The sequence below is a fragment of the Micromonospora tarensis genome, assembly GCF_016803395.1.
Lineage (GTDB): Bacteria > Actinomycetota > Actinomycetes > Mycobacteriales > Micromonosporaceae > Micromonospora > Micromonospora tarensis.
This window is the reverse complement of sequence record NZ_JAEVHL010000065.1, coordinates 1-13,325: the sequence shown is the minus strand read 5'-3', so window position 1 is coordinate 13,325 and position 13,325 is coordinate 1. Positions and strand designations below refer to the sequence as shown.

General features: G+C 70.4%; 13 protein-coding genes. 9 read left to right on the top strand and 4 right to left on the bottom strand.

The window, feature by feature from the left end; all coding sequences use genetic code 11:
* Nucleotides 1-27: 27 nt before the first annotated feature.
* Nucleotides 28-3,024 (bottom strand): glycoside hydrolase family 95 protein, encoded by a 2,997-nt coding sequence (locus tag JM949_RS15240; protein WP_203149135.1) that lies wholly within the window; start codon nt 3,022-3,024, stop codon nt 28-30.
* Nucleotides 3,025-3,537: 513 nt separating this feature from the next.
* Nucleotides 3,538-5,301, bottom strand: a complete 1,764-nt coding sequence (locus JM949_RS15235) for an FG-GAP-like repeat-containing protein (RefSeq protein ID WP_203149134.1) — start codon at nt 5,299-5,301, stop codon at nt 3,538-3,540.
* Nucleotides 5,302-5,762: 461 nt separating this feature from the next.
* Between JM949_RS15235 and JM949_RS15230 the strand changes: the two genes are divergently transcribed.
* Nucleotides 5,763-6,791, top strand: coding sequence for a DUF3800 domain-containing protein (locus JM949_RS15230; protein WP_309232165.1), 1,029 nt, complete (start codon nt 5,763-5,765; stop codon nt 6,789-6,791).
* On the opposite strand, the gene JM949_RS15225 is transcribed toward JM949_RS15230, so the two are convergent.
* Nucleotides 6,737-7,564 (bottom strand): helix-turn-helix domain-containing protein, encoded by an 828-nt coding sequence (locus tag JM949_RS15225; RefSeq protein ID WP_203149149.1) that lies wholly within the window; start codon nt 7,562-7,564, stop codon nt 6,737-6,739. The two genes, JM949_RS15230 and JM949_RS15225, sit on opposite strands and share 55 nt — an antisense overlap.
* Nucleotides 7,565-7,694: 130 nt before the next feature.
* Here JM949_RS15225 and JM949_RS15220 point away from each other — a divergent pair, with 130 nt between their 5' ends.
* The 4 genes from JM949_RS15220 (at nt 7,695) to JM949_RS15205 (ending at nt 10,035) form a co-directional block, all read left to right on the top strand.
* Nucleotides 7,695-7,871: a hypothetical protein gene (locus JM949_RS15220; RefSeq protein WP_203149133.1), complete on the top strand. Its 177-nt coding sequence runs from the start codon at nt 7,695-7,697 to the stop codon at nt 7,869-7,871.
* Complete coding sequence (locus JM949_RS15215) at nt 7,868-8,215, top strand: DUF1330 domain-containing protein (protein ID WP_203149132.1); 348 nt, start codon at nt 7,868-7,870, stop codon at nt 8,213-8,215. The genes JM949_RS15220 and JM949_RS15215 overlap by 4 nt, the downstream gene beginning before the upstream one ends.
* A gap of 36 nt (nt 8,216-8,251) precedes the next feature.
* Complete coding sequence (locus JM949_RS15210) at nt 8,252-9,127, top strand: alpha/beta fold hydrolase (RefSeq protein ID WP_203149131.1); 876 nt, start codon at nt 8,252-8,254, stop codon at nt 9,125-9,127.
* Between the two features lie 89 nt (nt 9,128-9,216).
* Nucleotides 9,217-10,035, top strand: a complete 819-nt coding sequence (locus JM949_RS15205; RefSeq protein WP_203149130.1) for a hypothetical protein — start codon at nt 9,217-9,219, stop codon at nt 10,033-10,035.
* 7 nt (nt 10,036-10,042) lie between these two features.
* Here JM949_RS15205 and JM949_RS15200 read toward each other — a convergent pair whose 3' ends face one another.
* Nucleotides 10,043-10,195, bottom strand: coding sequence for a hypothetical protein (locus tag JM949_RS15200; RefSeq protein WP_203149129.1), 153 nt, complete (start codon nt 10,193-10,195; stop codon nt 10,043-10,045).
* A gap of 551 nt (nt 10,196-10,746) precedes the next feature.
* Between JM949_RS15200 and JM949_RS15195 the strand changes: the two genes are divergently transcribed.
* From JM949_RS15195 to JM949_RS37055, 4 genes are all read left to right on the top strand, one after another.
* Complete coding sequence (locus JM949_RS15195) at nt 10,747-11,145, top strand: hypothetical protein (protein ID WP_203149128.1); 399 nt, start codon at nt 10,747-10,749, stop codon at nt 11,143-11,145.
* A gap of 127 nt (nt 11,146-11,272) precedes the next feature.
* Entirely contained in the window at nt 11,273-12,358 is a 1,086-nt protein-coding gene (locus tag JM949_RS15190) for a hypothetical protein (RefSeq protein ID WP_203149127.1), read from the top strand.
* Nucleotides 12,359-12,513: 155 nt separating this feature from the next.
* On the top strand, nt 12,514-13,137 hold the full coding sequence (locus JM949_RS15185; protein WP_238433211.1) for a copper resistance CopC family protein: 624 nt from the start codon (nt 12,514-12,516) through the stop codon (nt 13,135-13,137).
* A partial coding sequence (locus JM949_RS37055) for a hypothetical protein (protein WP_238433210.1) occupies nt 13,122-13,325 on the top strand: 204 nt, incomplete at its 3' end. The genes JM949_RS15185 and JM949_RS37055, both read left to right, overlap by 16 nt.

The following is a 13,325-nucleotide window of genomic DNA, read 5'->3' as shown; positions in this document are numbered from 1 at the left end:
CTACACCGTGTGCGGTATCCGCCGCGGTCAGCCCCCGATCGCGATGGCGAAGATGTGCATGGTCGGTACGTTGGCGGCCGGCCGGGCGCTGATGTTCGGCAACACGACCTGGGTCACCGCCTTGCTCTGCAACGACACACCCACGTAGTAGACGCAGGCGGCGGTGGCCTGGCGGGTGTTGTTGGGCCGGTTCTGGTACGCGGACACGATGGCGGCGGTGCCACCGGAGTTCGGGCCGCCGTACCAGTCGGGCGTGCTCAAGGTGAAGGTCTGGCGGGTGCCGTCGGCGTACACCACGGTCCCGGTTCCGGACACCGCGCCGTAGGTGCCGGCCAGCAGGAAGCCGAGGGTGCTGCCGGTGCCGCTGATGCCGATGGTCTGGCCCGAGGCGACGGCGTTGTCGGCCGTGCCCGGGCTGACGTTGGGCCAGCGGAAGTTCACCCCGTTGCGGCTCACCGTGGCGCCCGGGCTGGCACCGGCCTGCGCCAGTGCCTGCGCGGAGAGGCTGGCCCCGTTGCCGTCGAAGTTGCCGACGTTCGTGTTGCTGTCGTTGGTGATACCGGCGTTGGTGAAGCTCTGCTCCAGCGTCGGCGTCGTCGCTCCCGAGCTGGTGACCCGGTAGGTGCGCCCGGCCTGCACGGCGACCTCGATCAGGTCCGACTCGATCCGGGTGACCCGGGGTGACGTACCGTCGGCGGTGTCGACCACCGTGACGGTGCCGGTGAGAATCCGGGCGCGCAGGCGCACGGTGCCGGCCCGGTCCGGCCGGACGAGCACCTCGGTGGCCTGACCGTTGCTCCAGGTGACGCTGACCGTGTGCCCGCCGCGACCCCGCAGGCCGGTCACCTTCCCGGTCGGCCAGGCCGGCGGCAGGGCCGGCAGGATGTGCAGCTCACCGGCGTGGCTCTGGAGCAGCATCTCGGCGATGCCGGCGGTGGCGCCGAAGTTGCCGTCGATCTGGAACGGCGGGTGCAGGTCGAACATGTTGGGCGCGAGCCGGGCGGTGGTGGCGAGGTAGCGGATCAGGTCGTGGGCTCGCTTGCCCTCCTCCATCCGCGCCCAGAAGTTGATTTTCCAGGCCAACGACCAGCCGGTGCCGTCGTCGCCGCGCAGCGCGAGGGTGCGCCGGGCCGCCTCGAACAGCTGCGGAGTGCCGCGCTTGGTGATCTGGTTGCTCGGAGCCAGCCCGTACAGGTGCGAGATGTGCCGGTGGTTGGGCTCGGTCTCCACCCAGTCGTAGAGCCACTCCATGATGTTGCCGCGCGAGCCGATCTTCATCGGGGGCAGCCGGTCCCGGGTGGCCCGGACCTGGGCCCGGAAGGTGCTGTCCACGTTGAGGATCTCGCTGGCCCGGGCGACGCCGTCGAAGAGGTCCCGCAGGATCTGGTTGTCCATGGTGGGGCCGGCGCACACACTGGCGTTCGCGTGGTGGCTGAGCTCCGGTGAGTTCGACGGGTTGGTCACCAGGTAGCCGAGGGTCGGCTCGGTGACCAGGGTGTCCAGGAAGAACTGCGCGGCGCCCTTCATCGCCGGATAGTTCGTCCGGAGGAACTCGATGTCGCCGTTGAACAGGTAGTGGTCCCAGATCAGGGTGGACAGCCAGGCGCCGCCGGTCTGCCACATCCCCCAGAACGCGCCGTCCACCACGGCGGTGGCCCGCCACGCGTCGGTGTTGTGGTGGGTGACCCAGCCGCCCGCGTTGTACTGCAGCTGTGCGGTACGGACGCCGGCGACCGACAGCTCCCGGACCATGTCGAACACCGGGTTGTGGCACTCGGCCAGGTTCGTGGTGTTCGCCGGCCAGTAGTTCATCGGCAGGTTGGCGTTGATCGTGTATTTCGAGTCCCAGGAGGGGGTCAGCGAGTCGTTCCAGATGCCCTGGAGGTTGGCCGGCTGGGTGCCGGGCCGCGATGACGAGATCAGCAGGTAGCGGCCGAACTGGAACAGCAGCGCGGAGAACTGCGGGTCGTTGACGCTGTTGTGCTGGGCGATCCGGACGTCGGTCGTCTGGTCGGCGGCGGAGGTGCGACCCAGGTCCAGGGTGACCCGGTTGAACAGCGCCTGGTAGTCGGCGACGTGCCGGCTCCGCAGTTGGTCGAAGCTGCTGGCCCGGGCGGCGCTGAGGCGCTGCCGCGCGATGCCCCCGTAGTCGCCACCGACGTTGCGGTAGTTGACGTAGCTGGAACCGATCGAGATCAGCAGGACCACGCTGGTGGCGTTGGTGACCCGCAGGGTGCCGCCGGAGCTGGACACCGAGCCGCCGCTGACGGTGGCGTTGGCCAGCGCGAGGAAGCGGACCGCGCCGGTGACACCCTCCATGTTCCCGGAGACGCCGTCGAGGCCGATGGTGGAGCCGTCCGGGCTGGACACCGTCGTGCGTTGCGGGCTGTCGAAGGTGGCGGTGAAGCTGATCGAGCCGCTGCGGTCGGCGGTCAGCCGGATCGCGATGACCTGGTCCGGCGCGCTGGCGAACACCTCACGCTGGTAGCGCACGCCGTTCAGCACGTACGACGTGGTGACGGTGGCGGTGGTGAGGTCGAGCGTCCGGTTGTACTGCGACGCCCCGCTGGCGGAGCCGAAGGCGAGCCGCAGGTTGCCGACGGTCTGGTATGCCAGCTGACCGCCCGGGTTGCCCATCATGGTCTGGTTGATCAGATCCTGGGCCTGGGTCCACTGGTTGGCGTTGACCAGCCGCCGGATCTCCGGCAGCGCCGCCGCGCCCCGAGGGTTGCTGGGGTCGTGCGGGCCGCCGGCCCAGACCGTGTCCTCGTTGAGCTGGAGACGTTCCGTGTCGACGTTGCCGAAGACCATGGCGCCGAGCCGGCCGTTGCCGATCGGGAGCGCCCGCAGCCAGTCGGTGCCGGCGCCCTCGTCGTACCAGAGCGCCATGTCCCCGGCGGCCAACACCTGCGGCGGGGCCACCGCGTCCGCTCGGGCCGCGGCCGTCCACGGCAACGGCAGGAGAGCGCCGCCCGCACCGGCCGCGCCGACCTTGAGGGCTTGCCGTCGGGTCAGGTCTGACATCGATCCTCCAAACGGTGACCAGTCCGGCCACCCCGAAGCGTGACTAACTGTGGGACCCGACACGGGGATCCGCTTGGTGGGGCCAACCGGGACCCTTGCTGAGCAGGTCGACGCCGGGCTCCGAGCAAGCCAGACATCCGATGTGTTTCGCGAAGGTTACTCCGGGGCCACAGAATAGGCAATGGTCGATCGATTGGTGGAACGTGCACCCTGTCGCCCTTCGCACCGGACCCATCGGGCCGCCGGCGCAGCTCAGCGCCTGGGCACCCTGGGCACTCCACCAGGACACCGTCTATCAATGGCCGGATACATCAGATGTACGGGAGCGGTTCGACGGGCCGCCCGGCGCCCACAGCAATGGGCCCCCGCCCTGTTGGACGGAGGCCCATCACGCACTGCGCTCGCTCACCCGGGACAGCCCGACAACGAACCGGCCCGACGCCTGTTCGACCTCAGCCAGGCAAGACGAGGCTCAACCAGGACAGCAGGTAGTCACAGCAGAGACCGGACGAGTCAGAAGAGACGGATCGCGTCCCACTTCCACCGGGCGGTTGCCGGCACCGTCAGGCTCCCCGCGAAGGCACCGAATCCGCCGCTCGTGTTCGCCAACGCGGTGTGCATGGTGATGGAGCCGTCGCTCTGGTAGTACATCGCGGCGAGGTCCGAGCGTCCGTCACCGTTGTAGTCCCCGGTGATCGTCTTGAACGAGTCCCAACCCCACGACTTCACCGGAAGCTTGTAGCTGGCGGTGAACGCCCCGAACCCGCCAGCTTCGTTGCCCAACGAGGTGAGCAGGTCGATCGAGGTGTCGGCGTTGCGGTAGAGCATCGCGGCGTCAGTACGGCCATCACCGTTGAAGTCACCACTGAACAAGCGGATCGAGTCCCACAGCCGGCCCTCGCTGGCCGGGATGGTCAGGCTCGTGGTGAACGCACCGAACCCGCCGTTGGCGTTCGCGAGCGCCGTGTTCAACGAGATCGAGTTGTTGCTGTGGTAATACATGGCGGCCAGGTCCGAGCGCCCGTCACCGTTGAAGTCCCCGGTGATCGTCTTGAACGAGTCCCAACCCCACGACCTCGCCGGAAGCTTGTAGCTGGCGGTGAACGCCCCGAACCCGCCGGCTTCGTTGCCCAACGAGGTGAGCAGGTCGATCGAGGTGTCGGCGTTGCGGTAGAGCATCGCGGCGTCGGCACGGCCATCACCGTTGAAGTCACCACTGAACAAGCGGATCGAGTCCCACAGCCGGCCCTCGCTGGCCGGGATGGTCAGGCTCCCCGCGAAGGCACCGAATCCGCCGCTGATGTTCGCCAACGCGGTGTGCATGGTGATGGAGCCGTTGCTCTGGTAGTACATCGCGGCGAGGTCCGAGCGCCCGTCACCGTTGAAGTCCCCGGTGATCGTCTTGAACGAGTCCCAACCCCACGAGTTCACCGGAAGCTTGTAACTGCCGTTGAACGCCCCGAACCCGCCGGCGTCGTTACTCAACGAGGTGAACGACTCGATCGAGGTGTCGGTGTACCGGTAGAGCATCGCCGCATCGTCCCGGCCATCACCGTTGAAGTCGGTGCCGCCGTTGTCCGCCGCCACCGGAGCGTTGGCACTGAGCCAGGTCCCCAGATCGCCCACTCGGGTCTCCACCGCATCACGGCGGGTCTCGGTCTCAGCCAGGCAGCCACCCTGCCACGACGTCAGGTGCAGGGCCACCAGCTGGGGCTTGCCGTTGACCAGCCGAACAGTCGGACCACCCAGGTCGCCGCGGCAGATGGTGGCCTGATCGAGCCCGAGCATCCCCACTGTGGCACTCTCCACGGACTGCACCGAGAAGGTGCCGACGTGCAGTTGGTCCGGCACCCACTCGGTGGCGGTGCGGCCGAATCCAGCGACCTTCAGCTGCTCGCCGACGGTCGGTGCACCTGCGGCCAGCGGCACCGGAGCTACCGCCACCCGGTCGGACAGCCGGACCAGAACAGCGTCCCGATCGGGGTGCGGGACCAACTGGACCGCGGAGCGGACCGCACCGGTCGACTTCGTCAGGTCGGGCCGCCCAACGGTGACCGTGGCCGGCTTGGCCGGCGGGCCGGCGGTGACCGGCTGACCGTCGACGCTGAAGCAACTCTTCGCGGTGAGCACCCATTGCGGGTTGACCAGGGCCCCGCTGCAACCCCGCAGCCCGCCGCCAATATCGATCTTGGCTGCGAAGTCGAAGGAGCCGTCAGTGACGACGGTCCCCGAGCTGACGGCCTGGGAGGGAACGGCGTTGAGCAGCCCCGCGGTCACGACGGCAACAAGCAGGACAGCGCCTCGCGCTGTGCGCCATGGGTACGACGATGACAATGCGACCCCTTCTGATCGGGACGTGAGGGCTGAGAGGAGTGCGCCGGAGTGATCCTGGCTACCGAAGCGGGTCAACACCCGACACGACCAGTGACACGACGGCTTCGATCCGGGTCGTTGGTCGACGACCCGGGCCGATCAGCGTGCTCCGTCCACAAGGGCCCCCGTGGTCCCTGCTGGATTCCGAATTTGAAATCGGACCATGACCATAAGTGCATCCGAGCAGGGCCGTCACCCGGAAGGATGTGACCTGTCCCACACGACGTGGATTGCCATCGAGCCGCGCCGCTGAGCCGACCACTGGCGGGAACTCTCCTCGTCTCCCGCGGGTGGCACGGCTTCACAATCGGGTTGTTCCGTCCGTGCGCGCGGGTGACTATGGCCGGCATGGCGAGGGCCGGGAGGTGAGACCTCCCCTCCAGGGCGGGCTGCCGCCGAGCGACGCCCTCGTGGTGGGCCCGGTCGTGGAGATCGCCTGCGACGAGTCGGGCTTCTCCGGCACCAACCTGCTGCACTCGACCGCCCCGGTGATCACGCACGCGAGCGTCGATCTGGTCGTCGACGAGGCCGTCGCGCTCATCACGTCCCTGCGGTCCGGGTTCCGGTTCTCGCCGCACGAGCTGAAGTCCGGGCAGTTCCTGCGCCGCTCGGAGGCCGCCGAGGCCCTGGAGTGGTTGCTAACGGCGCTGGCCGGCCGGGCGCACGTCCACCTGATCGACAAGGAGTTCTTTCTCGTCACCCGGGTCGTCGATCTCCTGCTGGCCGAGCCGTCCTACGCGGCGGGCACTCGCCTGGCCGACGAACACCGTCCGACCGCGCTCGCCCTGCACGAGGCCGGACGCTCGGCCGGTGACGACTGGAACGCGTTCCTGGCCGCGTTCGTCGACCTCGTACGGATGAAGCGGCGGCTTCCGGCGCACCGCACGGTGCACCGGTTCTTCCAGGCCCGGGACGCGCTGCGGCGACACCGGCTCGGTGGCGCGACCGACGACGTCCTCGCCGCGCTCGACCCGAGCCGGGTGCGCGCCGTGGTGGCCCGACTCGACAACGACGACCGGTCGGTTCCCCCGCCACTGGAACCGCTGCTGCCGGCGCTGGCGGAGACCGTGCTGTCCTGGAGCGGCGGGCGGCGGCAGGTGCTGGTGACCCACGACGAGCAGAGCGCGTTGACCGCCGACCGGTTGACCCGTCTCCAGCGGACGTTGGCCGGCGGCGGCTCGACGGCGGGCAACGGCCCGCCCGGGACACTGCCGAACGGGGTGTCGCCGCTGGCCGGGCTGGTGATGGTGGACTCCCGTGACGACCCGCGCGTCCAGGTCGCGGACCTCCTCGCCGGGGTCGCCCGGCGGTTGCCGGAGATCATCGACGATGCGCTCCGTCAGCCGCCGCCGTCCCCACCACCCCGGCCCGGTCGGGACGCGGCAAGGGTGTGAAGCGCTTCGGTGGTCGACCGGTCGGCGGGGAGGAACGCCTCGACGGCCAACCCCGAGACGGTGACATCCCGTGGCGTACCGAAGAGCGTCGTGGTGCTGACGAAGGACAGCTCCTGATCGTTGTGGCGGTAGCGGAGCGGAATGAGGACACGGGAGAGGGCATCGCTGACAGGTTCCGGGGCAGGCCCCGGGTCGGGGTAGCCGCGAAGCTCCTCGTGCAGGTCGAGCAGTACCGGGTCGTTGGCGGCCAGCGCCTGCCGGTGCAACCGGTTGAGCAGGTGGGCACGCCACTCGGGCAGGTTGAGGATGCGCGGCGCCAGGCCGTCGGGGTGCAGGCTGAGCCGGAGCACGTTGATCGGTTCGGTGAGCAGGTGGGGCGGCGCGTCCGAAGTGAACAGGGCGACGGCGGGATTGGCGTCGACGAGATGCCAGTGCTGGTCGACGAGGAGCGCGGGGAACGGGTGGTGTCCGTCGAGGATCCGCCGAACGGCCGCACGTACCGGTGCCAGTTCGGGATCGGCCAGCTCGTGGCGGGGGTAGGCCGGCGCGTAGCCGCCGGCGAGCAGCACCGTGTTGCGCTCGGCCAGCGGCATCCCGAGATGTTCGGCCAACCGCAGGATGAGGTCCGGGCTCGGACGGGATCGCCCGGTCTCGACGAAGCTCAGATGTCGGGCCGACACTCCCGCCTCGATCGACAGGTCGAGCTGACTCAGCCCGCGAGTGCGGCGCCAGTCGCGCAGCAACTCCCCCACCGGTCGTCCTGGCCTGGTCATGATCGTCACTTCACCGACAGTAGATCCGTACCGGCGCACGGGCCATTACCTGCGAGGTAATCGACAGCTCCACCTGACGGCGGAAAGGATCTCTCCCGGAACGACAAGTCCGGCTGACGAGGAGAGCTCCATGACCACCGCGTACCACGAGATCGCGCAGCGGCACATCGCGATCCGGAACGAGACCGATCCGGTGCGGCGACGCCGCGACATCGACGACCTGTGGGCCCCCGAGGGCCGTTCCGTCGACCCGCTCACCGTCGCCGAGGGCCACCAGGTGTCGGGCTTCCTGGACGCACAGTCATGACCGGGTACGCACTCGCACATCTCCGCAAGGCCCCCGTCCACGCCGACGTGCTGGAGTACCTGGAGCGGATCGACGCCACCCTGGCACCTTTCGCCGGCCGCTTCATCGTCCATGGCGGGGCCATCGAGGTTCTTGAGGGTGACTGGCCGGGCGACCTGGTCGTCATCGAGTTTCCCGACCTGGCCCGGGCCCGCGCCTGGTACCACTCCAACGACTATCAGAAGATCAAACCGCTGCGGACGAGACACCTCACCGGCGAGGTGATTCTCGTCGAAGGGGTCGCGGCCGGGCACGACTCGTCGGAGATCGCGGCGAATATCCGCGGTGGCGGGGCCGTCAGGTAGGCCGATCGGGGCCCGGCCGGCCGTAGTCTCATCGCCATGACGGACATCCGGACACACACCTTCGTCATACCCGGCGTCGACCTGGTCTACGACGTGCGTGGGCCGCTGCCCCCCGCCGACGGCCGGCGGGCGTTGCTGATGATCGGCCAGCCGATGACGGCGGAGGGCTTCACCGCGCTCGCCCCGCACTTCACCGACCGCACCGTCGTCACCTACGACCCGCGTGGCCTGGGCCGCAGCGTCCGCACGGACGGCCGGACCGACCACACGCCGCAGCAGCAGGCGGCCGACCTGCACCTGCTGGTCGAGGCGCTCGGCGCCGGTCCGGTCGACGTGTTCGCCAGCAGCGGCGGCGCGGTGACCGCACTCGAACTGGTCGCCACCCACCCCGGCGACGTCGCCACGCTTGTCGCACACGAACCGCCGATCAACGCGGTGCTCCCCGACGCCACGGCCGCCGAGCATGCCCGGGCCGGCTTCTACGACGCGTACCAGGCGAAGGGCGCGGGTGCCGGGATGGCCGCGTTCATCGCGATGACGTCCTGGCAGGGCGAGTTCACCGACGCCTACTTCGCCCAGCCCACCCCCGACCCGGCGATGTTCGGCATGTCGACCGACGACGACGGCAGCCGCGACGACCCGCTGCTGTCGCAGAATTCGTGGGCGATCACCGACTACCGCCCCGACGCGAGCCTGCTCAGCGCGGCGCCCACCCGGATCGTGATCGCAGTCGGCGAGGAGTCGACGGGTACGTACACCGCGCGGACCGCCCTGGGCACCGCGGCCTTGCTCGGCCAGGAGGCCGTGGTGTTCCCCAGCCACCACGGCGGCTTCCTCGGCGGCGAGTTCGGCTACGCGGGCAAGCCCGAGCAGTTCGCCGCGCGGTTGCGGGAGGTGCTCGACGGCCGCTGACCATCCCTGCCGTCGTCGCCGTCGACGGATGGCGCCAACCCGCACGAGGAGCGCCGCCGGGGCTCGACGCGCCGCCTCACACTGGGGGCATGCTTGTCGCGCTGGGCGTGCTCGCCGTCGCCGTGCCGGGTGCGCTCGGCTGGTTCATCGGCGAGGCGTTGGGTGGGCACGGCGAGGTCGGCCTAGCCGTGGTGTACGGCATCGGTGTGCTGCTGTGGGCGCTGCTGGACGAGCACACCGGAGAGACCACCCTCATGGCGATCTTCGCCTTCCTGCTCGGCCTGCCGATCGTGTACGTCGTGGTGGTCGCCGTCAAACTGCTCGTCCTGGCCCTCGGCCTCGCCGACCTGGGCGCACGCGACATCCTGCTGTCGAGTCTGCTCAGCGCGTTGGCCGGCACCGGGATCAGCGTCGGGCTCTCGCTCGTCGGCACGTTCAAGCGGGCGTTGGAGCAGCCGTACGGCCGACGCCTGGACGAGTTGGCGGAGTCGTTCCTGTCCGGCCTGGCGTTCCGGATGCCGCTCGCGCTGCTCATCGCCGGTCTGATGGACCTGCCCGACACGCCGGCGGCGCGGGTGGTGACCGGTGCGGCGTGGGGTGTCGCCACGGCCGTCTGCGCCGTCGTCCACACCGGTCTCGTGGACCGGGAGCCGATCCGGCACGCCTGGTTCTACATCGTCGCGATGCAGGTCGTCCTGCTGCTCTGCGGTCTGTTCGTCGCCCTCGAGAGCCTTGGTGAGGCGAACCTGGTCGACGAGGCGGTGCAGCTCGCCGTGCCGGCCAGTGTGGCGTGCGGCGTGATGTACCTGCTGATCCTGCTCGGCGCGTCCGTCGCCCGCCTGCTGTCGCGCGGCGCGCACGGCGGCGCGGCACGGACGCCCGCGCGCCCTGACGGCGGTGCGCCCTGACGCGGCGTCACACCCGGCCGTCGCGGCTCCAGGCCAGCACGGCGGTGGGGCGTGGTCGGCGGCCGGTCCACGCCTGGAACACGCAGACGGCCCGTTCGGCGGAGCGCCACCACCGCTGACCCGGCCCCGACGCCTCCGGTACCGGAGGCAGCTCCCCCACCAGCTCGTCGACGCGAGTGCCGATGACGCCGGTCGGGACCCACGCCTCCAGCGAACTGACCGCCGTCGCTCACCCCGAAGCGGCCGTCGGTGTGCACCAGGCAGCACACGGGTGACGACACCCGCTCGCCGTACCAGCCGAAGGACCACCCGCCGGGCTCCGCCCGGACGCTGTCCAGCAGGTCGAACTGCCAGTGGCGGAGAGTGTCGAGGCGCTCGTCGCCGATTCGGACGCTGCGGCGGACGTCATAGCGCAGACCGCCGAAGCGGGCGGCGAAGCCCTCCCGTCGGACGATCACCTCAGCGGGTGCCGCGATCAGCCGTCCCGAGTGGTCCGGCACTCGCCGGAGTTCGGTCGGCAGCCGAGGCTGCTCCGGCTGCCGGGTGCCGGCGCGGCGGAGGAATGCCTGCGCCCTCGGTGACAGGCCGTCCGGGTCGTCGAGCACGTGCCCGAGAGCTTCCCCGCTGACCGGGGCGTCGCTACGGTGACTCTACGCGACACCCGATGCGCGGCCGGCTGACGCGACCTCGGGACGCGTCGAGGAGGACATCATGCTTGCTCTGGCGACCATCGGTGCCATCGCCGCCGTCCTGCTCGTCGGCGTCGTGGTGCTGGTCCGCAGGCCCGCCGATCCTCGGAGGGTCGCCCGATGGGCGGCTCTGGTGATCACCGTGCTGGTGGCCGCCGTGCTGACGCCCTACACCGTGGACGACTCCGGGACGGCGGCCGGTTACCTGCTCGGCGTGCCCGTCGTCGCCGCCGCGCTGCCGGTTCTCGCGCAGCGGTTCGATCGGTTGACCTGGCTCGCCGACCTGGTCGCCGCGCTGGTCATCACCATCTGGGGGCTGCTGCTCGGGCTGGGCATCGGCGGCGCGTTCCTGCCGGCGGCCGTGCTCCTGATCGCCACTGTCGTGGCGGCCGGGACGCCGCGCCGGTCCACACCCGCCTGACGGCTGTCCGGCCGGGCCACTACGAGTGGCGGACACCCGACACCAGAGCGCGCGGTTGCCGACTGTGACCACGACATCACCACCAGCACACTCCTCCCCGACATGTTCGCGTCGAATGGAGGAACACATGCGTCTCCGATCGTTCGTGACGGCAGCACTCGCCGCCGTCCTGGCCGCCGGCGCGCTGGTGCCCCCGGCACCGGCCGCGGCGGCCACCGCCGACCGCTGGGGGTTCGCGTACGTCAAGGACCCGACCGTCGCGGTGTGGACCGTGTTGGACACCAGCCGGCAGTGGGGTAGCTGGAAGACCGCGTTCCCGGCCGCCTGGGCGGACGGCATCAAGCTCGCGCCCGGCCGGTTCCAGGTCCGCTTCCCGCAGGTGGGTGCCAGCTCGCGGGGGGTGCCGCACGTGACCCCGGTGAACCGGACCGGGCACTACTGCGAGGTGGTTCGCTGGTTCCAGTCCGGCACTGACGAGATCGTCGACGTGCAGTGCCACAAGCCCGGCGGGACCCGCGACGACACCCCGTTCACCGTGCTCTGGACGACCAGCTCCGGCGTGCTGCCCGCCGGCACCTCGCACGCGTACCTGCAGTGGGTCAGCGGCGCCGTGGTGCAGTCGTACAACTCCACGGGCGCGGTGAACACGGCCGGGCCGGTCGGCGTCGGACAGTACCTGGTGCGGGTGCCAGGGGTGGGGCTGGCCGGGGTGCTCGCCGGCAACGTCCAGGTCACCGCTGTGCAGCCCAACGCCGGACCCCGCCGGTGCAAGGTCTACTCCTGGGGCGCGGTCGGCAGCGATGTCCAGGTGTACGTCTTCTGCTATGACCAGGCCGGCGCGTTCGTCAACACCGACTTCGCCCTCTCCTACCACCGCCGGCGGCCGGTGATCGGCTCGCTCGGCCCGCCGTCGTACTTCGGCTACCTGGGTACCGCCGTCGGCGGCCCGACGAACGACAACTCGGTGCTCGGTGTCGGCGCGAACACGGTGGCGCCGCTGGCGCCCTCCGGCCGCTACCTGGCGACCTTCCCGCAGATCGGCCTCAAGGAGACGCACGCCCAGGTGGTGGCGCAGGGCACCGGCAGCAACTACTGCCACCTCACCCAACCCTGGACGTACACCACCAACGCCGACGTCGACATCATCTGCTTCGACAACACCGGCGCGGTGACGCCACACCGCTTCCTGGCCACCTTCACCTCCCGGCTCTGACGTCGGGCCGCGACCGGCGGCGGCCGTACCCCGGGTCGCCGCCGGCCGCGCGGCTACGGCCGGAACATAGTGCCGGCTCGTCGCCAACTTCGGTCATCCGGGTAAAAAGCCGGTCGCCTCTTTGAAAAAAGCCTCGCCTTGGTGAGGATATTCAGATGCGTCGTCTCCCCCCGGCTCCGGTGCGAGTGCTCTCCGGCCTCCTCGCGCTCCTGCTCGCCTCTGCGGTCGCCCTCCTCGCGACCGGCACGCCCGCGGCGGCTCACGGAACCCTCGCGATGTCCACGCCGGCGGACGGCGGCACGGTGCGTGAGCCGCTGACGACGGTGCAGCTGTACTTCACCGAGAAGGCGGCCGCGAACGCGTACCTCACCATCACCGCTCCGGGCGGGGCCCGCGTCGACAACGGCTGGACGTACGGGGAACCCAAGCCACTGGACAAACCGGTGCGGGAGTACTTCCTGGTCAACGGGGTGTTCGAGCCGCGTGAGTACACCACCGGGTTCCCGGTGGTGGTGACCGTCGCCCATCTGCCGGCGGCCGGTCAGTACTCGGTGAGCTACCTCTCCGTCGCCTCGGACGGTGACGCGGTGCGCGGCACCTCGACGTTCCGCTACACCGGGCGGCCGACGCCGCGCCGCAGGGGTGGAGCCCGCCGACCAACCAGCCGGAGCCGTCGCTGCTGGCTGCCATCGAGCAACACTCGTCCTCCGGGCAGGAGTCGACGCCCACGACGGCGGCGGTCGAACCGACGGCGGCGACGGTGGTGCCCGCGCCGATAACGTCGACCGACGAGGATGGACCGAGCCGACTGGTGTGGGGTGGGTTGGCGGTGGCGGTGATCGCGGCGGTGGCCGGGTTCATCGCCTGGCGGCGTCGCCCGGCGCCGGCCGGCAGGTCGTCCGGGCGAGCGCGCCCGTCGACGGCATCCACCGGCCGGCGCGGTCCGCAGAGCCGCGCGGCGAACCGG

Bases quoted from the DNA above. Each gene is read 5' to 3' on its own strand.
- JM949_RS15190 (WP_203149127.1), top strand. From the start codon at position 11,273: ATGCGTCTCCGATCGTTCGTGACGGCAGCACTCGCCGCCGTCCTGGCC.
- JM949_RS15205 (WP_203149130.1), top strand. From the start codon at position 9,217: ATGCTTGTCGCGCTGGGCGTGCTCGCCGTCGCCGTGCCGGGTGCGCTC.
- JM949_RS15220 (WP_203149133.1), top strand. From the start codon at position 7,695: ATGACCACCGCGTACCACGAGATCGCGCAGCGGCACATCGCGATCCGG.
- JM949_RS15225 (WP_203149149.1), bottom strand. From the start codon at position 7,564: ATGACCAGGCCAGGACGACCGGTGGGGGAGTTGCTGCGCGACTGGCGC.
- JM949_RS15240 (WP_203149135.1), bottom strand. From the start codon at position 3,024: ATGTCAGACCTGACCCGACGGCAAGCCCTCAAGGTCGGCGCGGCCGGT.
- JM949_RS15195 (WP_203149128.1), top strand. From the start codon at position 10,747: ATGCTTGCTCTGGCGACCATCGGTGCCATCGCCGCCGTCCTGCTCGTC.
- JM949_RS15215 (WP_203149132.1), top strand. From the start codon at position 7,868: ATGACCGGGTACGCACTCGCACATCTCCGCAAGGCCCCCGTCCACGCC.
- JM949_RS15185 (WP_238433211.1), top strand. From the start codon at position 12,514: ATGCGTCGTCTCCCCCCGGCTCCGGTGCGAGTGCTCTCCGGCCTCCTC.
- JM949_RS15210 (WP_203149131.1), top strand. From the start codon at position 8,252: ATGACGGACATCCGGACACACACCTTCGTCATACCCGGCGTCGACCTG.